Here is a 25,095-nt window from a genome sequence, read left to right on the forward strand (position 1 = left end):
GCGGGCGAATCGCCAGACGGAACGCCACTCGGACAGAGAAACGGAAAACCTATTTCGAATTCCCGCAAGACGGGAGCGGGCTCCCTGGCGAGTGTAACAAGATTTAAGCCCGAATCGGCCGGGTGATAGACTATGACAGTTCCGCTGGTACCGCTCGCACAGGAGACCACTCGCCCGACCTTCTGGCAGATCAGTCACACGGGGGAGGCCATCTTCTACTACCTCGCAGCCCTCTCCACCATCGTGTTCGCGTGGGGCGTCTACGACCGCTTCGCGCGGTACGCACAGGGCGACGAGGACTGGTTCGAGCGCACGAACGACCTCGGCCGTCGCGTGCTCGAGGCGACGAAGATCGTCGCCTCGAACGAGAAGCAGTTCGACAGGGACCTCTACGCGGGCGTGATGCACACGTTCATCCTCTGGGGCTTCCTGACGCTGTTCATCGGGACGGTCATCCTCGCGTTCGACGAGTGGGCCGTCCGGAAGACGACCGACATCGTCCTCGGGAACAAGCAGTCGTTCTTCGTCGACGAGTTCTACCTCGCGTACTCCCTGGTCATGGACGCGCTCGGACTGCTGTTCGTCGTCGGGATCGGGATGGCGCTCTACCGGCGGTACGTCGTCCAGAACCACCGCCTCTGGGGGAAGCACACGAGCGCCGAGGACGGCCTGTTCGTGTGGACGCTGTTCGCGCTCGGCGTCGGCGGGTACGTCACCGAGGGCGTCCGCATCCTCGGCACCGGCCGCCCGGACTTCGAGTCCGTGAGCTTCGTCGGACTGTTCGTCGCGGACTCGTTCGCCGCCGCCGGGATGAGCGAGTCGATGGCGACTGCGGTCTATCCGCTGACGTGGTGGAGTCACGCCGTCCTCGCGCTCGTGTTCGTCGCCGCGATCCCGTACGCGAAGCCGTTCCACATGATCTCGAGCTTCGCGAACGTCGTCGCGCGCGACGAGAAGGCCGGGAAGCGCCTGCCGGGCGTCCCCGCGGACCTCGACGCCGACACGGGCGCGGAGGACATCGACTCGTTCAGCTGGAAGGAGATCCTCGATCAGGACGCGTGCACGAAGTGCGGGCGGTGCTCGTCGGCGTGCCCGGCGAAGGCGAGCGGACGGCCGCTCGACCCGCGCGACGTCATCCTCGACTTGAAGCAGTACCGAGAGAACCTCGACGCGGGCGGCGACGAGAAACCGATCGTCGCCGACGGCGGCGGCGTCGTCGACGCGGAGACGATGGAGTCCTGCATGTCCTGCATGGCGTGCATGGACGCGTGCCCCGTCGAGATCGAGCACCTGAATAGCTTCACGCGGATGAACCGCGAGCTCACGGACACGGGCGAGATCGACCCGAACATGCAGGACGTCTACCAGAACGTCATGCAGAAGGGCAACACGTTCGGCGACCCGCAGCGCAAGCGCGCGGACTGGGCGGACCCGCTCGACTTCGAGGTGACGGACGCCCGCGAGGAGGAAGTCGAGTACCTCTGGTACGTCGGCGACTACCCGAGCTACGACGACCGGAACAAGAAGGTCGCGCGGTCGCTCGCGACCATCCTCCAGGAAGCGGACGTCTCGTTCGGCATCCTGTTCGACGACGAGAAGTACGACGGGAACGACATTCGCCGCACCGGCGAGGAGTTCCTCTACGTCGAACTCGCGGGCCATCACGTCGAGTCCTTCGAGGACTGCGAGTTCGAGACCCTCGTCTGCACGGACCCGCACTCGTACAACACGTTCAAGAACGAGTACCCGGAGGTCGACTTCGAGGAGTTCGCGGACGACCCGATGATGCCGTTCGAGTTCGAGGGCCAGTGGAACGAGGACGGCGAGATCGACGTCCACCACTGGACGCAGGTCGTCGAGGAACTCGTCGAGCGGAACGCGCTCGGCCTCTCCGGCACCGAACTCGACTACACGGTCACGTACCACGACCCGTGTCACCTCGGACGGTACAACGACGAGTACGAGGCGCCCCGCGAACTCGTCCAGGCGACGGGTTGCGAGCTCCACGAGATGCCCCGTAATCGCGCGGACTCGTTCTGCTGCGGTGGCGGCGGCGGTGGCCTCTGGATGGAGCTCGAGGAGGAGACGAAGCCGAGCGAGGAACGCCTCCGCGAGGCCCTGAACGACACCGAGGCGGGCGCGGCGGTCGAGAAGTTCGTCGTCGCGTGCCCGATGTGCATGACGATGTACGAGGACGGCCGGAAGACCGGCGGGTTCGAGGACGAGATCGAAGTCGTCGACGTCGCGGAACTCATCGTCGAAGCACTCGGCGTCGAAGACCAGATCGAAGCCTGACGCGGTCGCCGTCGTCGTTCTTCGTCGTATCGTCGAAAAGGAGGGGCTACTGTGTCTGCAGACGTTATTCAGGCGATGCGGTCGGCGACGTCGGCGAGGACGGGGATGCGCGTGCGCTCACCCTGGTACGCGCGGAGCATGAGGAACAGCCAGAGGCCGAATCCGGCGAGGGCGACGACGAGCCAGAGTAGGCTGACGACGAGCGAGACGAGTCCGAACGCGAGGCCCGCGCCGGTGCCGGAGCCGGCGAGCACGCCGAGGATCGACGTGACGATCGTGGACGCGATCGCGAGCACGAAGAACCCGACGGAGAGGGCGATGCTCTGGGCGGCGTGGAATCGCACGAACTCGTCCTCGGGTTCGAGGACGTAGAACAGGATGCCGGTGAGGGCGCCGAAGAGGTACGCGAGGGCGCCGGCGAGGTTCGACTCGAGGCCGGTTCCCGAAGTGGGTTCCGCGGTGGTCGGTTCGTCGGTACTGGTGGTGTTGTCGACGTCTTCTGTCGCCATGATGGGTCTCGGTACCATCTACCACTCGCGAGTGCTTAAGTATAGTCTATGTGTAATTAACAATATCGGAATATCATGGACGGCGAACGGTCGGTATCTGGTATGTCTCTGGAAAGGAACAGACTGACACCGCGTCTCGGACGTCGGCGGCGCCGACCTGGCGTCCTCGAAGAGCGCGCAGCGTCGAATCGAATACCGGGAAAAGGGACGTTTCAGGCCTCGACGGGCTCGTCGAGGTCGACCTCCACGGACGCATCCTCGGCGTCCATCGACGCCGGGGACTCGTCGCCGGAGCGGAGGCGGCGGGCGATGGTTCGGACGCCGAGCGCGACGACGACGAGTAGCGCCATGCCGGCGAGCGCGCGACCGGGGGAGCGACCCGACGATTCGTCCGTCGTCTCGTCGTCCATCCCGTCGTCGCTCGTCAGCTCGGCGTCCGCGTCGGCGAGCAGTTCCTTCGCTTCCTCCGGGGTGCTGCCGACCGCGTTGCTGAATCGGGCGTCGTCGAGGTGGAGCTCCAGGAAGGTGAACTTCTTGACCATACCTACCGATACGACCGCCGAGGAGATATAGGTACCGTGACACGTGGTGGCCATCTCCCTGACGGTTGGTCCACGAGTGGTTCCGACGCCGGAGCGACCCCTAGGGCTGCGGACGAACGAAGCGGGCCAGCCGACGTCGTCGTCCTCAGTCCGCTCGCTCGCGCCACTCGCGTTCGAGCAGACCGAAGTAGAGGGTGTCGACGTACTCGCCGTCGTCGTACTGGTTCTCGCGGATCCGGCCCTCGTGCTCGAACCCGAGCTTCTCCCAGATCCGTCGCGACGCGTCGTTCGTCGCCAGCACGCGCGTCTGGAGCCGATGGAGGTTCCGTTCGTCGAACGCGTGCTCGACGAGCAGTCGACTGGCTTCGGTCGCGTACCCGTTCCCCCAGTGCTCTGGCGCGACCGTGATCGCGATCTCGCCGTCTCGCGTGCGGTCGCCGACGTCGAACAGCGCGATGTCGCCGACGGCCTCCGGGTCGCCCTCGTCGCTCTCGACGCAGATGAGGAGGTTAAGGGAGTCCTCGCCGGCGACGACGTTCTCGAAGAACTCCTCGCTCTGCGCCATGTTCGCGGGGTCCGCGGACGTGAGCGGACGGCGCACGCGCGGGTCGTTGACGTTCTCGTTCAGGAACTCGAGGTCGCCCTCTTCGATCGTGTGTAGGGAGACGCGGTCGCCGGGCAGGAAGACGGGTCCGGGCATACCACGACCGTCTCGGCCGCCCTGAAAAACCCTTGTGGGGCCGTGCGAACGCGTGACGCGCCGGTTCGGGTGGGATTCAGGCGCCGTCGCGCTCGCGCCACTCGTCCTCGAGGACGCCGTAGACGTGCATGTCGCGGTACGCGCCGTCCATGAACTCGCTCTCGCGGTGGACGCCCTCGTGCTCGAACCCGAGTTTCTCCCAGATCCGCTTCGAGCCCTCGTTCGTCTCGAGGACGGCCGCCCAGACGCGATGGAGGTTCCGTTCGGCGAACGCGTAGTCGACGAGCATCTCGCTCGCCTCCGTCCCGTAGCCCTCGCCCCAGTACGGCGGCGCAATCCAGAGTCCGATCTCGCCCTCCCGCGTGCGTTCGTCGACGCTCAGTCCGACTTCGCCGACGGGCTCTGGGTCGCCGTCCTCGCCGTCGACGCACGCGAGCAGCGACACGTCGCCGTCGTCGTCGCCCTCGAACAGGTACGACTCGACGTCGTCGCGGTTCTCGGGGTACGGCCAGATGAACGACCGATGCACCGCCGGCTGGTTCTTGTGGTCGTGGACGAAGTCGACGTCCTCTCGCTCGACGGTTCGCAGAGTCACGCGGTCGCCGCGCAGGAAGACTGCTCCAGGCATACCTCGGCGATACGCGGACGCGAGAAAAGCCTTTGTGGGGGCGTGCGAGCGCGTCTCGTGGTCGTCGAGGGGCCGGCTTCCGGCGGACTATACGCTCCGGTCGTCCAGCGGGACCTCGAGGCTCTCGCGAGCGCGCTCCCACTCGTCGGCGAGCAGGCCGTAACAACGGGTGTCGATGCGCTCGCCGGCGACGAGCTTCTCCTCGCGCTGCGTGCCCTCGTGCTCGAACCCGAGCGTCTCGAGGAGCCCGATGGAGGGGTCGTTCGTCTCGAGGACGCGCGCGTTCACGCGATGCAGGCGTCGGTGCCCGAACGCGTAGTCGAGCGCGAGCGCGGCGGCTTCGGTCCCGAACCCGTTCCCGTGAGCGGGCGGTGCGAGCCAGTACGCGAACGACGCCGTCCCCTCCCGTTCGTCGATATGGAAGAGCATCACGAGCCCGATAGGTTCGACGGCGTCGACGTCCGCGGGTGCGTCATCGCCGCGGCGCACGTACGCCTCGTCGAACCCGACGTCGTCGCCGTCGACGCACGCCAAGAACTGCACGCCGTCGTCGACGTCCCCGTCGATGTGGTCCGCGACGGCGTCGCGGTTCCGCGGCCCGGAGAGCGTCATCGGGTCGCGGACCGCGGGCGCGTTCGAGTGGTCGCGGATGAAGGTCGCGTCCTCGGTCTCGACGGTTCGGAGCGTCACGCGGTCGCCGGTCGCGAAGGCGGCACCGGGCATACTATCGACCGCGACGCACTCCACCGAAAACGTTCCGAATCGGTGTCACGACGCGCGTGGTCAGGGGCGCGGCCGTCAGAACACGCCGAGTTCGAGCACGCCGAGCCACGCGAGCGCGAGCCACGTCTGGAACACGATGCTCCCGAGCGCGGAGAGCGCGACGAACTCGGCGTCGCTCATCTCCGCGAACCCCGCGGGCACCGTGAGCATGCCGCGCGTGAACAGGAGCGCGTTCGAGATGGGGACGGCGGCGCGCCCCCAGCGGTCGAACCAGCCCTCGAAGCGCTCCAGGCGGGATTCGCTCACGCGGAACCACGTGCGCTCCAGAAGCCAGTCGCGGCCGGTGCGCTTGGCGAGCGTGAACAGCGCGTACTGGCCGACGGTCGCGCCCGCGGCGGCAACGAGGATCAGCGCCGCGATGGTCGCGTGGTCGCTCTCCGAGGCGGCGAGCAACTGGATGCTCGCGGGGACGAGCGCCTCGCTCGGCGCGAAGTACAGGAGCATCGCGCCCTCGAGGACGAGGATCGCGAACAGCGCGGCCATCCCGTACCGGTCGAGGAACTGTCGAGCGAGGGACTCGTCGCCGACGAGGAACAGCGCGATGCCGGCAACGGCGAGGAGTGCGAACCCGACGGCGACCGCGAGCGGTCCGTACTCCACGAGGACCCATCGGAGGCGACTGCGGTCGGTGCGAGCACCGTCGGAGACGTCCGTCGTCATCCGTTACGACTCGCTGCCGGGCGGGTATATGCGTTGTGTCATCGCCTGCAACGTGATCACCGGCCGGCGGCTCTGCGGGTCCTCGGGCACACCTGCGCGGCGAACGTCACGGTTAACCCGGGAGCGTGCGGAGTCTCGCGCATGGATCGCATCGAGCGTCCGCGTCGCCTCCGGAAGGACGGCGTGCGCGACCTGGTGAGCGAGCACGACGTACGGGCGACGGACCTCGTCGCGCCCGTGTTCGTGGACGCGACGACCGACGAACGGGTACCGATCGAGTCGATGCCCGGCCACGAGCGCGTGCCGGTCGACGAGGCGGTGGCGCGCGTCGAGGAGGTGCTCGAGACGGGCGTCGAGGCCGTGATGCTGTTCGGCATCCCCGAGTCCAAGGACGGGTCGGGGTCGCGGGCGTGGGCGGAAGACGGCGTCGTCCAGGAGGCGACGCGTCGAATCGCGGACGCGACGGACGCGTACGTCATCACGGACGTCTGCCTGTGCGAGTACACGGAGCACGGGCATTGTGGCGTGCTGGAACCGCACGCGCACGACGCAGCGGAGTTGACCGTGGAGAACGACGAGACGCTGCCGTTGCTCGGCGAGATCGCGGCAAGTCACGCCGAGGCGGGCGCGGACATGGTCGCGCCGTCGGGGATGATGGACGGGATGGTCGCGACCATCCGCGAGGCGCTCGACGACGCCGGGCACGCGAACGTCCCCGTCCTGTCGTACGCGGCGAAGTACGAGTCGGCGTTCTACGGGCCGTTCCGGGACGCCGCGGACGGCGCGCCCGCGTTCGGCGACCGCCGACACTACCAGATGGATCCGGCGAACCGCCGGGAGGCCCGCCGCGAGGTCGCGCTCGACGTCGCGGAGGGCGCGGACGTCCTCATGGTCAAGCCCGCGCTCCCGTACCTGGACGTCGTCGCGGACGTCCGCCGCGAGTTCGACCGGCCGGTGGCGGCGTACAACGTCTCCGGCGAGTATGCGATGCTGCACGCCGCCGCCGACCGGGGCTGGCTGGACCTGGAGGCCACGGCGAGAGAGTCCGTCCTCTCCATAAAGCGGGCGGGCGCGGACCTCGTCGTGACGTACTTCGCGGAGCGCCTCGCCGCGGCGCAGTAACGCCGTGGGAGCTCGGCGACGCCCGGTCGCGTTCGCGCGCCCAATAGAATGTTTTTATACACATAGGGCTATGGTACAGGGTATGTGCCGACGCAAGTTAATTGGGGGTGTGGGTGGTGCCGTGGGTGCGAGTGCGACCGCTGGCTGCATGGGGCTGCTGTCGTGTGGCGCTGGCGAGCACGAGGCCGCGAACATCGCGGAGGAACCGGCGGCGTACGACGAGGTGGCCGTGGAGGGGACGGTCTCGGACCTGAACGAGGACGGGTTCGGTATCGTCGTCGACGACACGACGGGGTCGCTCCGGATCTTTCCAGGCGGCGGGTACGCGTACGACAAGGAGGTGCTCGACGAGGGCGATTGCGTCGAGATCGAGGGGACGGTCGACGTGGAGTCGACGCGGGACAGCGAGTACGACGCCGTCATCGACGAGGATACGACGACGCTCTCCTAGCGGTTCGGCGTCTGCTGTCCGGTCCTCGAGACGAGTGCTCGTTGCGGTCGGTGGGTGGCCGCGTGCAATTCTTGCCGCGGGGAGTGGGTCGACGCCGTCCTCCGATTAGTCGCTTCGTTGAGTGACGCGAGGGGCGTCGCCGCGGTTCCAGTAGTCCTCACGAACGTCCAGTTCTGTACGATTGGACGCACGATTACCGGACGGAATACAACCTTAAACACATCGTATCCGATTCAAGTTCGTACGGACGTCCATTAGGAGGTCGTATTCTTGGCCAAACGTCAACGCTTATCCTTATATGCTGTGGTGCTATGACGACTATCCGTGACTCGGAACACGAACGCGTGCAAATTGGAACGTATCGTGGACGAACGTTCAGATAGTTGCGGTAGGGGTGGTGGGTTCGACAGCGAGTCGGCCGACGACCGGACTCTGGACGACCGCACCGCGGACGACGACCAGCCCCGGAGTGATCGCACCGTGAACGACGACCTGCTCGCGACGCTCGCCGAGGTCGAATCCTGATGCTCGAGACGGTACCACTTCAGTCCGACCCCCAGACGATCGCCAACGGCATCAACTACGTCTGGGTGCTCGTCGTCTCCTTCCTCATCTTCTTCATGCAACCCGGCTTCGCGCTGCTCGAAGCCGGCCAGGTCCGCGCGAAGAACGTCGGGAACGTCCTCATGAAGAACATGACGGACTGGGCGCTCGGCGTGCTCGTGTACTTCGTCGTCGGCGCCGGACTGGCCGGCGTCGTCGCCGCGCTCACCTCCGGCTCCGCGCTCGACGTCATGGGCGCGTTCTCGTACGTCGGATCGCCCGGCGCCGTCGGCTGGATCGACTGGGTGTTCGGCGCCGTGTTCGCGATGACCGCCGCGACGATCGTCTCCGGCGCCGTCGCCGAACGCATGGACTTCCGCGCGTACGTCCTCCTCGTCGTCGCCGTGACCGCCGTCGTCTACCCGACCGTTCAGGGCCTGACGTGGGCCGGCGGGCTGCTCTCGGGACCGACGCCGGACGGCACCGGCGGGTTCGTCGGCGCCGCGCTCGGCGTCGGCTACCTCGACTTCGCGGGTGCGACCGTCGTCCACATGGTCGGCGGTCTCGCCGGCCTCGTCGCCGCGAAGCTGGTCGGCCCGCGCAAGGGCCGGTTCGACGCGAACGGCGACAGCCAGCCGATCCCCGGGCACTCGATGCTGCTCGCGGTGCTCGGCACGCTCATCCTCGCGTTCGGCTGGTACGGGTTCAACGTCGGCACGCAAGCGACCGTGCTCTCGGTCGCCGACGACGGCTCCGTCGCGTTCATGGGCGCCGCACTCGGGCGCGTCGTCCTCGTCACCACGCTCGGCATGGGCGCCGGCGCGATGGCCGCGATGGCCGTCTCGACGTACTGGCAGGGCAAACCCGACCCGCTCTGGATGGCCAACGGCCTGCTCGCCGGCCTCGTCGCCGTGACGGGCGCGGTCCCGCACGTCACGTGGTGGGGCGGCCTCCTCCTCGGCGCGCTCGGCGGCGCGCTCGTCCTGCCCGCGTACCGCTTCACCGTCGACACGCTCAAGATCGACGACGTCTGCGGCGTCTTCGCGGTCCACGGCGTCGCCGGCGCGGTCGGCACGATACTCATCCCGCTGTTCGGTGCGTCCAGTAGCGGGACCGCGATCCTCGGCGACGGCTGGGCGTTCCTCGGCGTCGACCAGCTCGCGATGCAGGTCGTCGGCGTCCTCGTCATCGCCACGTGGACGGTGCTCGCGACCGGCGCGGTCCTCCTCGCGCTCGACGCCCTCGTCGGCCTCCGCGTCTCCGAGGAAGAGGAAGAGGCCGGGCTCGACGTCGGCGAACACGGCATCTCGACGTACCCCGAGTTCGTCGGGAACAGCAACCCCGAGTCGAGCCGTCCCACGGTGAGCGCGGACGGCGGCACGGAGGGTGACGTCCGTACCGACGGCGGCACGGAGGGTGACGTCCGTACCGACGGTGCGACCGCCGCGAGTGACGGAGGTGAGGGCGATGACTGACGGCGAGATCCAGATGATCGTCGCCGTCATCCGCCCCGACCGCCTCACGGACGTCAAGCGCGCGCTCTCGGAGGTCGGCGCACCGTCGTTGACGGTGACGGACGTCTCCGGGCGCGGCAGTCAGCCCGCGAAGAAGAGCCAGTGGCGCGGCGAGGAGTACGTCGTCGACCTCCACCAGAAGGTCAAGGTCGAGACGGTCGTCGCCGACGTCCCCGCCGAGGACGTCGTCGAAGCGATCGCCGACGCCGCGAAGACCGGCGAGAAGGGCGACGGGAAGATCTTCACGCTCCCCGTCGACGACGCCTACCAGGTCCGCACCGGCAACACCGGCCCCGACGCGGTCTGACCGCCCGACGAACGCCCTGCGAACCGTGGTTGCCCACCTCGGAGCCGTTCCGTCTCGCCGACCTCGGAGCCGTTCCGTCTCGCCGACCGCACGCGACCGTCGCAGACGTCGGCAAGACTCACCACACCCAACTCTGCTAAGGTCCCCGCCACCCTCGGGGGCGACATGAGCGACGACTCAACCGACGACCGCGAGCGCGGGTTCTCGACGCATTCGCTGCACGCCGGTCAGGAACCCGACCCCGCGACGGGCGCGCGCGCGCCGCCGCTGTACCAGACGACGAGCTACGTGTTCGAGGACGCCGACGACGCCGCCGACCAGTTCGCGCTCGAGAAGCCCGGGTACATCTACTCGCGGCTGATGAACCCGACCCTCGAGACCCTGCAGGAGCGCCTCGCGACGCTCGAGGGCGGCGTCGGCGCGGTCGCGACCTCGTCCGGGATGGCGGCGATGAACCTCGTAACGTTCCTGCTCGCGGACGCCGGCGACAACGTCGTCTCCTCGAACTCGCTCTACGGGGGGACCGCGACGTACCTCACGCACAGCGTCGAACGCAACGGCGTGACGACGCGGTTCGTGGACGCGCTCGACTACGACGCGTACGAGGAAGCGATCGACGAGGACACCGCGTACGTGCACTTCGAGACCATCGGGAATCCCGCGCTCGACACGCCCGACATCGAGCGGATCGCGGACATCGCGCACGACCACGACGTTCCGGTGTTCGTCGACAACACGTTCGCGACCCCGCACCTCTGTAACCCCCTCGAGCACGGCGCGGACCTCGTCTGGGAGTCGACGACGAAGTGGATCCACGGCTCCGGGACGACCGTCGGCGGCGTCGTCGTCGACGGCGGGAACTTCGACTGGGCCGAACACGCCGACAAGTACCCCGAGATTGGCGGAGAGAACCCCGCGTACCACGGCGTGAACTTCGCGGAGACGTTCGGCGACGCCGCGTTCACGTACGCTGCGATCGCGCGCGGCCTCCGTGACCTCGGGAACCAACAGTCGCCCTTCGACGCGTGGCAGACGCTCCAGGGCCTGGAGACGCTTCCCTTGCGGATGGAGCGCCACAGCGAGAACGCGATGAAGGTCGCCGAGTACCTCGAGGACCACGACAACGTCGCGTGGGTGAACTACCCCGGCCTCGAATCGCATCCGACGCACGAGAACGCCTCGAAGTACCTCGACGGCGGCTACGGCGGCATGATCACGTTCGGCCTCGAAGGCGGCTACGACGCCGCACGCAGCACCGTCGAGAACACGAGTCTCGCGAGCTTGCTCGCGAACGTCGGCGACGCGAAGACGCTCATCATCCACCCCGCGAGCACCACGCACCAGCAACTCACCGACGAGGAACAGGACGAGGCCGGCGTCACCGACGACCTCGTCCGCCTGAGCGTCGGCATCGAGGACCCCGCGGACATCGTCGCGGACCTCGCCGACGCGATAGAGGCAGCTAGCGACTGACCAGCGTACGGCGTCCGCGTAGACGCCGTTTCAGGACGTTCCAATCGAGTCACTCCTGTCGAAACTACCAGAACCCAGATAGAACTTGCGTGTTGAATCCAGAGGACGAGGATGTAGCGGGACGAACAGGTTCTATTCAGAGGCGATGATCGAAATCACCTGTTCAATAGGCGTGCAGATCTACCACGGGGCCGTTCTCCAGAAAGACTACAATGCGGATACATAGATAATTGGGCATGTCCCCACCCTATCCCCCCGTCCCCGGTGTGGATGCCCTTGTCCCACCGATAGCGCTGGGTATTGGAGTAATTGCAGGATTCTTGGTGTATAGACACTCCATCCGCCATCAGGTACAGTCTCCGCTTCTGTGGGGTGGATTCGTGGGTGTCACTTTCTTCCTCGCTCCGATTATCCTCACGCCGTTCCTCATCCCGGTTTACTACTCGCTGTTCATCCCATCCGGCCCTGGCCTTCTGGTTAGACCACTCCACGCACTTGCTACAGTTCTCGGTGGAGGAACACTTGCCGCGATGGGGGCTGTTTTTGTCTATTTCGTACAATTGGCGATTGCTCGCCGACAAAGTACTGGCACCCCGTAATCCGAAAAGTACCACCCCTGTATCTACTGATTCGGACGACTGAGACTCGCGACGAGCTCTTGGAATCGAGATCCGCATTGTCCTAAGTACGCAAAGGGCGAGATGTCGCGGTTGGATGGTTTCAACAGAGCCAACGAGTGGCAGGCGGCGTCCTGGCGGACGCCGGTCGCTGATGCGACCGATTCAGTCACCGGTCGCCGGCGGTGGGTCGTCGGCGAGGGCGTCCCGGATGGCGTCGCGTTTGACGAGGAGGAAGCCGACGGCGACGACGACGAATCCGGCGACGGTGGTGATGGAGATTGCGTCGTCGAGGAACAGCCAGCCGACGACGGCGGCGAAGACGGGGGCGACGTAGCCGACGAGGTTGATCTCGACGGGGCCGAGGCGGTCCAGCAGTTCGAAGAAGAGGAGGTAGCCGACGACGCCGGCGGCGAGGACGAGGAACGCGAACGCGACGACGAACTGCTGGCTGAGGACGACGCGCTGGGGTTCGCCGGCGAGGAGGCTGCCGGCGTGGAGGAGCGGGCCGCCGAGGAGCATCATCCAGCCCTGGCGTGCGGCGACGCCGAGGCGCGGGCGTTCGCGGCGGAGGACGACGGTGGCGAGCGCGAACGCGACCGCGGACGCGGCGAGGAGCGCGACGCCGAGGCCGTCGGGCGAGGCGATCGCGCCGGGTGCGGGGACGGCGAGGACGGCGACGCCGACGAGGCCGAGGCAGACGCCGGCGACGCGCGACGGCGTCGGGCGGGCGGTGTCGAGGAGGACGACCGCGAATGCGACCGACCAGATGGGGACGGTCGCGAGCACGACCGCGCCGACGGCGCCGGTGACGCGCGCCTGGCCGGCGAACAGGAGGCCGTTGTGGACGGCGACGATGCCGATGCCGCCGACGAGGATGCTCCGGGCGTCGACTCCCGATGGCCGGATTCGCTGGCCGCGGACGAGTGCGTACGCGAGGACGACGACGCCGATGGCGTCGAACCGGAGCGCGGCCATCAGGAGCGGGTCGACGCCGGCTTTCGCGGCGGTGATCGCTGGGTAGGACGCGCCCCAGAGCGCGGCGAGCGCGAGGAACCCGAGGGCGTTCTCGTACCGGGTCACGTTCGAATCGAGGCGAGCGCTCGTGATAGCGCTTGCGTGGTGCGAACGCTCAACATGATTCGTGGTGCGATGTCGACGTCGGTCGATTCCGCGGCGGCGGACTTGTAAGCCGACCCGACCGCTCGTGGCGCACGCGTCTCGTCGGGACTCGAGCGACGGCACTCGCGGCCGTCGCGTATCTCGACACGCACTTGTGGGGTGCGTCCGAACCCCCTCGCATGACCAGCGACGAGTCGCGGCGACTGTACGACCGCGCGCTGTCCGTGCTCCCGGGGGGCGTGAACTCCTCGGTGCGTGCGACGATGCCGTACCCGTTCTTCGTCCAGTCGGGCGATGGCGGGCACGTCGTGGACGCGGACGGGAACCGCTACGTCGACTACGTGAACGGCTACGGGCCGCTCCTGTACGGGCACTCGCCGCCGGAGGCGGTGCAGGCGGCGATCCAGCGCCACGCCAGTCAGGGCCCGATGTACGGTGCGCCGACGGAGATCGAGGTGGAGCACGCGGAGTTCGTGGCGCGGCACGTGCCGAGCGTGGAGATGATCCGGTTCGTGAATTCGGGGACGGAAGCGACCGTGTCGGCGGTGCGACTCGCTCGCGGGTACACGGGCCGGGACAAGATCGTCGTGATGCAGGGCGGCTATCACGGCGCGCAGGAGTCGACGCTCGTCGAGGGCGAGGGCGATCACGTGCGGCCGTCGACGCGGGGGATCCCGCAGTCGTTCGCCGAGCACACGATTCCGGTGCCGTTCAACGACGCGGACGCGATCATCGAGACGTTCCAGGAGCACGGTGACGAGATCGCGGCGGTCCTCACGGAACCGATCCTGGGGAACAAGGGCATCGTGATGCCGGTCGACGGCTATCACGAGACGCTCCGGGACCTCTGTGACGACCACGGTGCGCTCCTGATCTTCGACGAGGTCATCACGGGCTTTCGCGTCGGCGGCCTCCAGTGCGCGCAGGGGAAGTTCGGGGTGACGCCGGACGTGACGACGTTCGGGAAGATCGTCGGCGGCGGGTTCCCGGTCGGCGCGATCGGTGGGAAAGCCGAGATAATCGAGCAGTTCACGCCGAGCGGCGACGTCTTCCAGTCCGGCACCTTCTCGGGGCATCCGGTGACGATGGCGGCGGGGCACGCGTACTTGACGTACGCGGCGGAGAACGACGTGTACGAGCACGTGAACGCCCTGGGGCGACGGCTCCGCGAGGGCTTGACGGAGATCGTCGCGGACCAGGCGCCGGCGTACACTGTCGCGGGCACGGATTCGATGTTCAAGGTGCTGTTCACCCGTGATGCGCCCGAGAGCTTCGAGGGGCACTGCGAGGCGGGCTGCGAGCAACGCGAGGAGTGTCCGCGCTACGACCTGTGCCCGAAGAACGGCGCGGACGTGGCGGCGTGCGATACGGAGCGCTGGGAGCGCGTGTTCTGGCAGGAGATGAAGGACCGGGGCGTGTTCTTGACGGCGAACCAGTTCGAGTCCCAGTTCGTGTCGTACGCGCACACGAAGGAGGACGTCGAGGAGACGCTGGACGCGTACCGGGAGGCGCTCTGAGGTGCTGTCGGCGGCGGCGATGCGCTCCGCGTTTCAGACGCGGTCGTAGTCGATGGTGACGGTGGCGTTGGCGTCGTCGCCGTCGACGGGTTCGTCCCACTTGGCGAGTCGCGTGTAGTAGTACTGGCGGGCGTTCTCGACGAGCGGTTCGGGCCAGTCATCGATCGTGATCTCGTACGCGACGGTGCCGCCTTCGAGACTGCTGGTGACGTCGACGACGTGGTAGCTCTCGGGTTCGTGGAACTGGTGGGTGGAGACGAACGCGGAGACGGTGTTGTGGTCGTAGTCGACGTTCTGCCAGTCGTCGACTTGGGCTTCCGGGAGTGCGTCTATGTCGAGCGTTCGCGATGCCATCGCCGAGCTGGTGACGAGGGCGGTGGCGAACGGCATCTCGTTGGCGCTCGCGTCGTAGCCGTCGATGACGGGGTCGCGTGGCGTGGTCGAGACGTACGTCTTCCTCGCTCGGGGGACGTTGAGGCTCGCGACGCAGCCGCCGAGTGCGAGGGCGGTGGTGCCAGCGGTGGCTTGCAGGAGGCGCCGTCGGGTGCTGGGTGCCATCGAGGGCGTTCTTCTCGGGCGGCATTCAAGTATCTCGGGTTCGGGGCGGGGGCTTGCAGGCCCCGCGTGCTGTCGGGTGGGCCGCGGCGGTGCGGGGCGCTCCGGTCTCGGTCGCTCGCGGGCCCGGGTCAGGTCACGTCGACGCTGGCTGCGTGCCGGTATTTGAACGTTCGCCAGCGTTCGGTTCGTCGCGGGTCGTCCGATACCGCACCGTTCCGCACCGCACCTCGTCCTCCCCAGCCGACTCCCGCGTCGGCTCCCGGTGGTCGCCGACGCGGTCGTCCCTCGCACGGGATCGGCGCCGCAGGGCTCACCGCCGTTCGCCCTGCGACGCCAGCGCGCGCCGGCCTGCAGTCCGGCGAGCGTCTAGTAGTGGTGACGGTCTGGCGAGCGTCGAGTGGTGGGCAGCGTCTTCGCTCGCTGGCGGCGGTGGACCGCAACGTGAATGTCGGTCGGCCTGCTGGGTGGGGGCGTGAACGTTCGCGCGCTCGGGACGAGTCGAGTCGTGGTGGTCGGGGTGGTGGCGGTCGTGATGGTGGGGATGGCGCTGTTCGGGGGGCTGTGGCGGCCGCTCGTGGTCGGGCTCGGCGCTGGCGTGGGCCTGATCGGGGCGATCGTCGCGGAGCGCATCCCGGACGCCGCGGCGGCGTTGGACGACGTGCCGCCGCCGGTGTTCGCGCTCGTCGGCGTGGCGCTCGCGTGGGGTGGCGCGGAGTACGCGCCGGCGCTCGCGATCTCGTCGTTCGCTGGCATCGCCGGCGGGTACGCAGTCGCATCGACGGTGCTCGTCGTCGCCGCGACTGACTGAGCTATGAGCGGCGCCGCTACTGACTGGGCTATGCGCGGTGCCGCGACTGACTGGGCTATGCGCGGTGCCGCGACTGACTGAGCTATGCGCGGCGCCGCGACTGACTGAGCTGTGCGCGGCCCCGACGGCCGAGGGTTCCCGCTCTCGGGAGTCGATCGCTTTCGGTCCCGCGGTCGTGTCGGGAGGGTGACCCGTGGTCGCGGGCAAACGGACGTACTTTTCCCCGTCGGCCGCCGACTGGCGTACATATGCGAACACGTGGGACGATACGGCTGGCGACGCGCGGGTCGGACCTCGCGCGCCGGCAGGCCGCGACGGTGGCGGAGGCCCTGGAGGACCGCCGGTACGAGGTCGAGCTCGTGGAGGTGTCGACGGCCGGGGACCGCGTCCGGGACGAACTCATCCAGAACCTCGGGAAGACGGGTGCGTTCGTGCGGTCGCTCGACGAGCAAGTGCTGTCGGGCGACGTCGACGCGGCCGTGCACTCGATGAAGGACATGCCGACCGAATCGCCCGACGACCTCGTGGTCGCGGGTATTCCCGAGCGCGGCCCGCCCGGGGACGTCCTCGTGACGCCCGACGGGACGAGTCTCGAGGACCTTCCGGAGGGGGCGACTGTGGGGACGAGTTCGCTCCGCCGGAAGGCCCAGTTGCTCTCCACGCGCCCGGACCTGGCGGTCGTCGGGCTGCGCGGGAACGTCGACACGCGCGTCGAGAAGCTGCTCGCGACGTCGCTCCAGGAAGAGCACGAGGTTCGGAGTGCGGTCGAAGCCGAGAAGCGCGGGGATGCGGGCGATGGCGTCGAGACGCTCGACGCGGAGGACGTCGACGTGGACGCCGAGGAGTACGCGTACGAGCGTAGCGTCGAGGAGTGGTTCGAGGATTTGAGCGAGATCGAGCGGCGAGCGATGGAGCGTGCGCCCGAGCACGCGTTCGACGCGATCGTGCTCGCCGAGGCGGGACTGGAGCGCCTCGGACTGAGCCATCACGTCCGGACCGAGCGTCTGCCCGTCCGCGAGTTCGTCCCCGCGGCGGGCCAGGGCGCGCTCGCGGTGACGTCGCGCGACGACGACGTCGGCGAGGCGATCCACGATGCGATCGATCACGCCCGGACGCGCGTCGAGACGACCGCGGAGCGGAGCGTGCTCGCGGGACTGAACGGCGGCTGCATCGCGCCGATCGGCGTGTACGGCGTCGTCCAGGGCGCGCACGTGAGCGTCACCGCGGCGGTGTACGACGAGCGCGGCGAGACGTCGATCGTCGAGACGCGCGACCTCCCCGTCGAGTCCCACGCGACGGCGGCCCGCGAGTTCGCCGCGGACCTCCGCGAGCGGGGCGCGGACGACCTCGTCGCGAAGGCGCGCGAGGACTGACGATGGCCGAGGACGCACCTGCCGGAGCGGACCGAGACGGAACCGGCGGCGACGCCGGTTCGACTGACCGTGCCGGGACCGACGACGGCGCTGCTTCCGATGTCGGCGTGGTCTCCCTCGTCGGGTCCGGGCCCGGCGACCCCGACCTCATGACGGTTCGCGCTCGCGAGCGAATCGACGGGGCGGACGTCGTCCTGCACGACAAGCTCCCCGGGCCGGAGATCCTCGAGTCGATCCCGGAGGGCAAGCGCGAGGACGTCGGGAAGCGCGCGGGCGGCGAGCGGACGCCCCAGTCGGAGACGAACGCGCGCCTCGTCGAGCTCGCTCGCGAGGGGAAGGACGTCGTCCGCCTGAAGGGCGGGGACCCGTTCGTGTTCGGGCGCGGCGGCGAGGAGGCGGAGTACCTCGCCGACCACGACGTCGAGTTCGAGGTCGTCCCCGGCGTCACCTCCGCGATCGGCGGGCCGGGCGTCGCCGGCATTCCGGTGACGCACCGCGACCACGCCTCGAGCGTGTCGTTCGTCACGGGTCACGAGGACCCGACGAAAGAGGAGTCCGCGGTCGACTGGGAAGCGCTCGCCGCGACGGGCGGCACCATCGTCGTCCTCATGGGCGTCGGTCGCCTCCCCGACTACTCGCGGGCGCTGCTCGACGCCGGCATGGATGCCGGGACGCCGCTCGCGCTCGTCGAACGCGCGACGTGGCCCGACATGCGCGTCGCGACCGGCACGCTCGGGACCGCCGAGGCGACGCGCGACGACGCCGGCATCGAACCACCTGCGATCACCGTCGTCGGGGACGTCGCGGCGAGCCACGACCGCCTCCGCGAGTTCCTCGCGAACGACCGCACGTCGGCCGCTGACGCGGCCGGCGAGCGCGGAGGTGAGGGCGAATGACGACGCGGGATACGACGGTCGCGGTGTTCCGGCCGGACGACGGCCGGCTCGCGGCGGCGGCCGAACTCGTCGAGTCCCTCGGCGCGACGCCGGTCGCGGACCCGATGCTCGAAGTGACCGCGACCGGTGCGACCCCGCGGACGGACGCGGACGTCGTCGTGTTCACGAGCAAGACCGGCGTCGACCTCGCGGCGGACGCGGGGTTCGATGCCGGCGATGCGGTCGTCGCCGCCGTCGGCGACACGACCGCCGGCCGACTCCGCGACCGCGGGTACGCCGTCGACGTCGTCCCCGCGGAGTTCACCTCCAGCGGTCTCGTCGCGGCGCTCGAGGACCGCGTCGACGGCGCGCGCGTGGAGGTGGCGCGTAGCGACCACGGCTCGCCGGTCCTCCTCGACGGCCTCGAGGCCGCGGGCGCGTTCGTCCACGAGACGGTCCTCTACGAGCTCGAACGCCCCGACGGGAGCGGCGAGTCAGCCGCGCTCGCCGCGACCGGCGACCTCGACGCGGCCTGCTTCACGTCCACGCTGACCGTCGAACACTTCCTCGACGCCGCCGCCGAACGCGGCGTCCGCGAAGACGCAATCGCGGGCCTGAACGACGCCGTCGTCGGCGTCATCGGCCCACCGACTCGCGAGACCGCGGAGTCCCACGGTATCGCGGTCGACGCCGTCCCCGACGTCGCCGACTTCGACGCGCTCGCGACCGAGACCGTCGAAGCCGCCGCCCCCACGTACCACGAGTGACGGTCGCTCCACGACGCGGGGACGACCGTTCGCCGCGTCAGTCCACCGTCGCCGCCTCCTGCTCTTCGTCCCTTCTTCTCTGCATCGGCAGCGCTCGGAACCGTCAGTGAGCCGTCGACGACCGTGACGAGCGTGCCGACGCGGAGATTCTATATCGCACTATGGGATTTATGGCCTCTGCTCGGGGGATGCCGACCAAACCGGCGCGGAGGCGGCCGAACTGTCCGCGAGCGGCCGAAACGAGGCCGCTGCGGGCCTGATCCGGTAGCCACCTCAGACACATTGCGAACTCAGACACATTGCGAACTCAGACGCGTAGCGGCTCCGGATGTGGACGCCGAGGACCAGGTCGACGGCGCGTTCGAGGCTTCGCCGTCACGGTCGAAGCGCCGTGGCAGGCGCGAACGAGGCCTCAAGCCGAACGATCGCGGTGCGCCACTCTTCGGCCAGATCCGGGACGGGTACGGCGCTGGGACGACTGCGGGGGATCGCGTCGTTCGTCGTGGTCACGCGGCGACGGGCGATACCCGAACTGAGACGGTGTAGCCTCGTGCGCGTACGGCGCGATCTCACGTCGAGTGGGAGTACGTGACGGGACTGGTTCGAGGTGGTGGCCGCTTCGACGACGGCGGACGACGTCGGTCACTCGATGCCCTCACCGAGTCGGCAACGAACGACCACTCGATGGGGGTCCGGGACCGTGCGACCCGAACGGCACGAGTACGCGCAGCGGCCGTCGCGTCGAACCCGATCCTTGGTGCGGTCGGCCCCGAAACGGCCGACCAACAGCATCTCCTCTCGTTCCTCGAGAATCGGCTCTCGTCCACCGATTTTGGCGACAGATCTGACCGGAGCGTCAGACGCTAGTCTGTCGCTATCAATCGGTGACGACGATACGAAATTTCCCTGGGGCCGCCACGGACCGAGTCGACGGCTGCTCTCGCGAAGGCGAAGTTTCAGGTAGCGATCCTGCGAACCGGTCCGTCGTGACCGACGACCTCGACGCCGTCGCGGCCGAGTTCGACGACCTCGCGTCCTGGTGCCAGAACTCGTCGCCGCTCTACGAGCGCCTCTGCCGCATCGTCGCCGCGGACGAGTTCCTGTTCTCCGTCGCCGCCGACCACACGCCCGGCCAGCCCGCGCCACAGTTGTTCCTCGCCGCCGTCCAGACCGAACTGTTCGCGAGCGACGCGACCGCCGACCCCGGGTCGGTCGACGGCGCGCTCGCCGCGTACTATCCCTCCGTGGTCGACGACGCACGCCCGCCGGACGGCGACCTCGCGGACGCGCTCCGAGCGTTCGTCCGCGAGCACGAGGCCGCGGTCCGCGAGCGCGTCGGCTCGCGGCGCGTGCAGACGAACGCGGTTCGGCGCTGTAGCGCACTCTACCCCGGGTACGCGGCGATAGCGGCGCGCGTCGACGACCCGCTCGCCGTCCTCGAAGTCGGGTCCAGCGCCGGCCTGAACCTGAACTGGGATCGGTACCGGTACGCGTACCGGACCGTGGACGGGGACGTCAGACGTGCCGGCGCTGGCGACTCGCCCGTGACCATCGACGCTGCCCTGCGCGGCGACGGCATCCCGCCGCTGTCCGCCGAACCGATCGCCGTCGCCGGCCGCGTCGGCGTCGACGTCAACCCGCTCGATCCGACCGACGGCGGCGACGCGCGCTGGCTGCGCGCGCTCGTCTGGCCAGAGCACCACGATCGGCGGCGCGTCCTCGACGGCGCGCTCGACGTGGCGCGCGAGCACCCGCCCGACGTCCTCGAGGGCGACGCCGTCACCGACCTCGCCGCGGCCGCCGACCGCCTCCCCGCAGATCGCCCGCTCGTCGTCTCCCACAGTCTCGTCTGCTACCAGTTCGACGACGACGCCCGCGAACGGTTCCAGGGGGCCGTCCGCGAGCTCGCCGCCGCCCGCGACGCCCCCACGTTCCACCTCGCCGGCGAACGTCCCGATCCCGACCGCGACAACGGCATCCAGCTCCGCCTCGTCCGCGTCGACCGGAGCGACGACGAACCAGTCACGCTCGGCACGTTCGAGCAACACGGCGCCTGGGTCGCCTGGCGGGACCGCGACGACGCGGGCCGTCGCGACGACGTGGACGGTAACGACGGCGCGGACGGCCCGGATACCATCCACGCCGACCTCGAGGACTGACCCGAGCGTTTAACCCCGAAGGGGCGTCTACGACCGGTGATGGCAGGTCCCGTTCCCGAACTCCGCGAGCGCGCCGAGGCGTGCGCCGACCGCCTCCGCGACGCCGACGGCGTCCTCCTCGCGTCGCACATCGACGCCGACGGCCTCACGAGCGCCGCGGTCGCCTCGACCGCGCTCGAACGCGCGGACGTCGCCCACGACGTCGTGTTCAAGAAGCAACTCGACGAGACCGAGATCGCGAGCATCGCCGCACGCGAGTTCGAGGTCGTGCTGTTCACGGACTTCGGGAGCGGCCAACTCGACGTCATTGCAGAGTACGAGGCCGACGGAGCGTTCGTCCCGGTGATCGCGGACCACCACCAGCCCGCGGACGCCGACACCGAGTTCCACCTGAACCCGCTCCTGGAGGGGATCGACGGGGCGTCCGAGCTCTCCGGCGCGGGCGCGGCGTACGTGCTCGCGAGAGCGCTCGAGGGAGACGGCGTGGACAACCGCGACCTGGCGGCGCTGACGGTCGTCGGTGCGGTCGGGGACATGCAGGAGTCCGGGGGTGAACTCGTCGGCGCGAACGCGAGCGTGGTCGAGGACGGCGTGGCGGTCGGGGCGCTCGACACCGCGAAGGACCTCGCGGTGTACGGCAAGCAGACGCGACCGCTCCCGAAGCTCCTGGAGTACGCGAGCGACGTCGATGTCCCCGGTATCACGAACGACCCCGACGGCGTCCGGTCGTTCCTCGACGGCGTCGACGTCGACTGTTACGGCGACGGCGACTGGCGGACGTGGGTGGACCTCTCGATGAGCGAACGCCAGACGGTCGCGAGCGCGCTCGTCCAGCACGCGATCAAGCGCGGCGTTCCCGCTCGACGGATCGAGGAACTCGTCGCGACGTCGTACACGCTCCCGCGAGAGCCGGAGGGAACCGAACTGCGGGACGCGAGCGAGTTCTCGACGCTCCTGAACGCGACCGCTCGCTACGAGCGCGCGGACGTCGGGCTCGCGGTCTGCCTCGGCGACCGCACCGGCGCGCTCGAGCGCGCTCGCGAACTCCTCCGGAACCACCGGCGGAACCTCAGCGAGGGCGTGAGCTTCGTGGAGAACGAGGGCGTCACGTTCGAGGAGCACGTGCAGTGGTTCGACGCGGACGACCGCATCCGCGAGACGATCGTCGGCATCGTCGCCGGCATGGCGATGGGCGCCGACGGCGTCGCGCGCGACCGCCCCATCCTCGCGTTCGCGAACGAGGACGACGAGCACGTGAAGGTGTCCTCGCGAGGCACCCACCACCTCGTCCGCGATGGCCTCGACCTCTCCGTCGTCATGCGGGAGGCGTCGCGCGCCGTCGGCGGCGACGGCGGCGGGCACGACGTCGCCGCGGGCGCGACCATCCCCAGGGGCGAACGCGACGCGTTCGTCGCCGAAGCCGACGCGATCGTCGGCGAACAGCTCGACTGATTTTCCTGTCGGAATCGTCGGCGAGCAGCTCGACTGAGTGCTGGCTACCGGGGGTGGGACGACGACGCACGCCTCCACGAGACTTATGCTGGAACTGGACGACGGAGTGGCTATGCCAGAGACGCTCCCCGAGGAGCGGTCGTCGGAGCCGGTCACCGTCCACTCGCTCGCCGCGGACCTCCGCGAACTCGGCGTCGAACCCGGCGGGACGACGCTCGTCCACGGGTCGCTCTCCTCGCTGGGGTGGGTCTGCGGCGGCGCACCGGCGGTCGTCGACGCACTCCAACGCGTCGTCGGCGAGGACGGCACGCTCGTCATGCCGACGCACTCGCCCGGGAATCGCGACCCGAGCGACATGAGCGCCCCACCCGTACCCGAGTCGTGGCACGACACCATCCGCAAGCGGATGCCACCGTACCGTCCGGCCGTGACGCCCACGCAGGGGATGGGCGCGATCGCGGAGTGCTTCCGGTCGTATCCCGACGTCGAGCGGAGCGCGCACCCCCAGCACTCCTTCGCCGCGTGGGGCGCGAACGCCGACGCCGTCGTCGCCGACCACGGACTCGACCACTCCCTGGGCGAGGACTCGCCGCTCGCGGACGTCTACGACCGCGACGGCGACGTGCTCTTCCTCGGCACCACGCACGCGACGAACACGTCCCTGCACCTCGCCGAGTACCGCGCCGACCTCGACCTGGGAACGAGCACGTGCCAGAGCGCCGTGCTCGTCGACGGCGACCGCGAGTGGGTCGAATGGGAGGACGTCGACTTCACCGACGCGGACTTCTCCGAGTGCGGTTCGGCGTTCGAGCGCGAACACCCCGACGCAGTCGCGACCAGCGCAGTCGGCGTCGCGGACGCCACACTTCTGGAGCAGCGACCGATGGTGGACTTCGCCGAGGAGTGGTTCGAGGAGAACCGCGGGTGAATCGGCCGCGCGGTGCGTCGCTGCCGAATCCCGGCCCTCAGTCGTAGAAGCGCTCGGGGACGTACGGCGCGACCGGCTCGGGGAGGGCGCGAGCGAGCGACGACCAGAGGGTCGCGAGGCGCTTCCGGAGCACGACGTACCCCGCCGAGACGCCGAGTGCGGCGACGGCAAGGCCGGGAACGGGGTCGGGGAGCGTCGCCGTGGGGAGGACGGCGAGCGCCCCCGCGAGCGCGAGGTCGTGGGGCGAACCGTCGTAAGGGATCGCGCGCCGCGGCGCGAGCCAGTGCCCGTGGTAGTGACTGTACACCGCCTGCTCGCTGCCGGCCTCCCACGGCCGGAGTTCGAGGCCGCCGCCGTAGACGTCCATCGCCGCGTGCAGGGCTGCGGCGGCGAGGAACGTCGCGAGTGCCACCGTCCACGCTCGCGGTACCGCGACCCCGAGCGCGACCGCCGGCGCCGCCACGAGCCACCCGTACACCGGGTAGTGCAGCGTCTGCCGGTGCCCGCGGTAGATGTCGAGGTCCGGCACGACGCTCCCCGCCACGGCGGCCACCACCCCGACCACCGCGAACTCGGGCGCCACGACCGCCACCGTCGCCCCGAGGAAAGCCCCCGTCAGTGCGTGCGTCGTCCCCATCATGTACCCGTCGTAGGGCTCGCGAGTATTTGCACCTTTTTGTCACTCCGTCACGTACCGCCGGTCGTGTCTCGCTACCGCCGCATGCGCGCCGACGCCGTGTTCGTCACGCGAGCGGCGCGCGTGGGCCTCGTCGCCGTCCTCGTCGTCGGCGCGTTCACGCGGAACGTCTCCGTCGTCGTGAACGCCACCGGCGCGCTCGCCGTCTCCTACCTGCCCGGGGTCCTCCAGCGCGACCTCCAAGTCCCGCTCCCGCCGTGGACCGCCGCGTACGTCGCCGTCGCCGTCCTCCTCCACGCCGTCGGGATGGTCGCCCTCTACGACGACGTCCCCTGGTGGGACCACCTCACGCACGTCCTCTCGGCGAGCATCGTCGCCGGCGTCGCCTACCTCGTCGTCACCGCGTTCGACGAACACGACGACCGCATCGCCCTTCCGCAGCCGTACCTCGGCGCGTACGTCGTCGCGTTCGCGGTCGCCGCCGGCGTCGTCTGGGAGGTCGGCGAAGAGGGCATGCGCCAGCTCGCACTCGCCGCCGGCTTCGAGCCCGTACTCGTCGTGTACGGTCTCGAGGACACCATCCTCGACCTCGTGTTCGACGCCGCCGGCGGCCTCGTCGTCGCCGCGTTCGGGCACGTGCGACTCCAGGAGCCCGCGCGCGAACTCGGCCGTCGACTGCGACGGTGACGCCGACGCTCGCTCCGAGCGCGAACGCTGTTCACCCTTCAGGTGCGTCGTGCTCGGGAGCGCTGGCG

The 25,095-nt window shown here is 69.2% G+C and carries 25 protein-coding genes; 16 read left to right on the forward strand and 9 right to left on the reverse strand.

All coding sequences use genetic code 11. From position 1 onward, the window contains the following. Positions 1–132 precede the first annotated feature (132 nt). A complete protein-coding gene (locus G9C85_RS18380; protein ID WP_166042631.1) occupies positions 133–2,295 on the forward strand; it encodes a heterodisulfide reductase-related iron-sulfur binding cluster in 2,163 nt (720 codons plus the stop codon). A 68-nt stretch (positions 2,296–2,363) separates the two neighbouring features. Here G9C85_RS18380 and G9C85_RS18385 read toward each other — a convergent pair whose 3' ends face one another. The 6 genes from G9C85_RS18385 to G9C85_RS18410 all read right to left on the reverse strand — a co-directional run bounded on the left by G9C85_RS18385 (position 2,364) and on the right by G9C85_RS18410 (position 6,117). Beyond that, positions 2,364–2,804 carry a DUF4870 domain-containing protein gene (locus G9C85_RS18385; RefSeq protein ID WP_166042632.1) on the reverse strand — a complete coding sequence of 147 codons (441 nt, stop codon included), beginning with the start codon at positions 2,802–2,804 and terminating at the stop codon, positions 2,364–2,366. Between the two features lie 212 nt (positions 2,805–3,016). Continuing rightward, entirely contained in the window at positions 3,017–3,346 is a 330-nt protein-coding gene (locus G9C85_RS18390) for a hypothetical protein (RefSeq protein ID WP_166042633.1), read from the reverse strand. Between the two features lie 145 nt (positions 3,347–3,491). Then, positions 3,492–4,046, reverse strand: a complete 555-nt coding sequence (locus tag G9C85_RS18395; RefSeq protein ID WP_166042634.1) for a GNAT family N-acetyltransferase — start codon at positions 4,044–4,046, stop codon at positions 3,492–3,494. A 76-nt stretch (positions 4,047–4,122) separates the two neighbouring features. Next, positions 4,123–4,674, reverse strand: a complete 552-nt coding sequence (locus tag G9C85_RS18400) for a GNAT family N-acetyltransferase (RefSeq protein ID WP_166042635.1) — start codon at positions 4,672–4,674, stop codon at positions 4,123–4,125. Between the two features lie 87 nt (positions 4,675–4,761). Then, positions 4,762–5,397: a GNAT family N-acetyltransferase gene (locus G9C85_RS18405; protein ID WP_166042636.1), complete on the reverse strand. Its 636-nt coding sequence runs from the start codon at positions 5,395–5,397 to the stop codon at positions 4,762–4,764. Between the two features lie 75 nt (positions 5,398–5,472). Further along, positions 5,473–6,117, reverse strand: a complete 645-nt coding sequence (locus G9C85_RS18410; RefSeq protein WP_166042637.1) for a DedA family protein — start codon at positions 6,115–6,117, stop codon at positions 5,473–5,475. A 141-nt stretch (positions 6,118–6,258) separates the two neighbouring features. Here G9C85_RS18410 and hemB point away from each other — a divergent pair, with 141 nt between their 5' ends. The 6 genes from hemB to G9C85_RS18440 all read left to right on the forward strand — a co-directional run bounded on the left by hemB (position 6,259) and on the right by G9C85_RS18440 (position 11,527). Then, complete coding sequence (gene hemB, locus G9C85_RS18415) at positions 6,259–7,239, forward strand: porphobilinogen synthase (protein ID WP_166042638.1); 981 nt, start codon at positions 6,259–6,261, stop codon at positions 7,237–7,239. Between the two features lie 82 nt (positions 7,240–7,321). Beyond that, positions 7,322–7,690 carry an OB-fold nucleic acid binding domain-containing protein gene (locus tag G9C85_RS18420; protein WP_166042639.1) on the forward strand — a complete coding sequence of 123 codons (369 nt, stop codon included), beginning with the start codon at positions 7,322–7,324 and terminating at the stop codon, positions 7,688–7,690. A gap of 363 nt (positions 7,691–8,053) precedes the next feature. Then, on the forward strand, positions 8,054–8,215 hold the full coding sequence (locus tag G9C85_RS18425) for a hypothetical protein (protein WP_166042640.1): 162 nt from the start codon (positions 8,054–8,056) through the stop codon (positions 8,213–8,215). After that, positions 8,215–9,708, forward strand: a complete 1,494-nt coding sequence (locus G9C85_RS18430) for an ammonium transporter (protein WP_166042641.1) — start codon at positions 8,215–8,217, stop codon at positions 9,706–9,708. The genes G9C85_RS18425 and G9C85_RS18430 overlap by 1 nt, the downstream gene beginning before the upstream one ends. After that, entirely contained in the window at positions 9,701–10,054 is a 354-nt protein-coding gene (locus G9C85_RS18435) for a P-II family nitrogen regulator (RefSeq protein ID WP_166042642.1), read from the forward strand. The genes G9C85_RS18430 and G9C85_RS18435 overlap by 8 nt, the downstream gene beginning before the upstream one ends. A gap of 165 nt (positions 10,055–10,219) precedes the next feature. After that, positions 10,220–11,527: an O-acetylhomoserine aminocarboxypropyltransferase/cysteine synthase family protein gene (locus G9C85_RS18440; RefSeq protein ID WP_166042643.1), complete on the forward strand. Its 1,308-nt coding sequence runs from the start codon at positions 10,220–10,222 to the stop codon at positions 11,525–11,527. Positions 11,528–12,309: 782 nt separating this feature from the next. On the opposite strand, the gene G9C85_RS18445 is transcribed toward G9C85_RS18440, so the two are convergent. Further along, positions 12,310–13,227, reverse strand: coding sequence for a DMT family transporter (locus G9C85_RS18445; protein ID WP_166042644.1), 918 nt, complete (start codon positions 13,225–13,227; stop codon positions 12,310–12,312). A gap of 218 nt (positions 13,228–13,445) precedes the next feature. On the opposite strand from G9C85_RS18445, the gene G9C85_RS18450 reads away from it, so the two are divergent. Next, complete coding sequence (locus tag G9C85_RS18450; protein ID WP_166042645.1) at positions 13,446–14,783, forward strand: glutamate-1-semialdehyde 2,1-aminomutase; 1,338 nt, start codon at positions 13,446–13,448, stop codon at positions 14,781–14,783. A 33-nt stretch (positions 14,784–14,816) separates the two neighbouring features. Here G9C85_RS18450 and G9C85_RS18455 read toward each other — a convergent pair whose 3' ends face one another. After that, positions 14,817–15,341, reverse strand: coding sequence for a hypothetical protein (locus tag G9C85_RS18455; RefSeq protein ID WP_166042646.1), 525 nt, complete (start codon positions 15,339–15,341; stop codon positions 14,817–14,819). Between the two features lie 445 nt (positions 15,342–15,786). Here G9C85_RS18455 and G9C85_RS18460 point away from each other — a divergent pair, with 445 nt between their 5' ends. From G9C85_RS18460 to G9C85_RS18490, 7 genes are all read left to right on the forward strand, one after another. Continuing rightward, entirely contained in the window at positions 15,787–16,149 is a 363-nt protein-coding gene (locus G9C85_RS18460; protein WP_166042647.1) for a hypothetical protein, read from the forward strand. Positions 16,150–16,397: 248 nt separating this feature from the next. Further along, positions 16,398–17,522, forward strand: a complete 1,125-nt coding sequence (hemC, locus tag G9C85_RS18465) for a hydroxymethylbilane synthase (RefSeq protein WP_166042648.1) — start codon at positions 16,398–16,400, stop codon at positions 17,520–17,522. 2 nt (positions 17,523–17,524) lie between these two features. Further along, the gene (gene cobA / locus G9C85_RS18470; protein ID WP_166042649.1) at positions 17,525–18,418 is read left to right on the forward strand and encodes a uroporphyrinogen-III C-methyltransferase; all 894 of its coding nucleotides are present in this window, start codon (positions 17,525–17,527) and stop codon (positions 18,416–18,418) included. Further along, a complete protein-coding gene (locus G9C85_RS18475; RefSeq protein WP_166042650.1) occupies positions 18,415–19,164 on the forward strand; it encodes a uroporphyrinogen-III synthase in 750 nt (249 codons plus the stop codon). Before cobA ends, G9C85_RS18475 begins: the two co-directional genes overlap by 4 nt. A gap of 986 nt (positions 19,165–20,150) precedes the next feature. After that, positions 20,151–21,323: a DUF2332 domain-containing protein gene (locus G9C85_RS18480; protein ID WP_166042651.1), complete on the forward strand. Its 1,173-nt coding sequence runs from the start codon at positions 20,151–20,153 to the stop codon at positions 21,321–21,323. A 39-nt stretch (positions 21,324–21,362) separates the two neighbouring features. Then, complete coding sequence (locus G9C85_RS18485; protein ID WP_166042652.1) at positions 21,363–22,775, forward strand: DHH family phosphoesterase; 1,413 nt, start codon at positions 21,363–21,365, stop codon at positions 22,773–22,775. 112 nt (positions 22,776–22,887) lie between these two features. Beyond that, positions 22,888–23,703 carry an aminoglycoside N(3)-acetyltransferase gene (locus G9C85_RS18490; RefSeq protein WP_166042653.1) on the forward strand — a complete coding sequence of 272 codons (816 nt, stop codon included), beginning with the start codon at positions 22,888–22,890 and terminating at the stop codon, positions 23,701–23,703. A gap of 37 nt (positions 23,704–23,740) precedes the next feature. Here G9C85_RS18490 and G9C85_RS18495 read toward each other — a convergent pair whose 3' ends face one another. Further along, positions 23,741–24,343, reverse strand: a complete 603-nt coding sequence (locus tag G9C85_RS18495) for a metal-dependent hydrolase (RefSeq protein WP_193570821.1) — start codon at positions 24,341–24,343, stop codon at positions 23,741–23,743. Between the two features lie 63 nt (positions 24,344–24,406). Between G9C85_RS18495 and G9C85_RS18500 the strand changes: the two genes are divergently transcribed. Continuing rightward, positions 24,407–25,027, forward strand: a complete 621-nt coding sequence (locus G9C85_RS18500) for a hypothetical protein (RefSeq protein WP_166042654.1) — start codon at positions 24,407–24,409, stop codon at positions 25,025–25,027. Positions 25,028–25,095: the final 68 nt, after the last annotated feature.

The sequence above is a fragment of the Halorubellus sp. JP-L1 genome (assembly GCF_011440375.1).
Taxonomy (GTDB): domain Archaea; phylum Halobacteriota; class Halobacteria; order Halobacteriales; family Natrialbaceae; genus Halorubellus.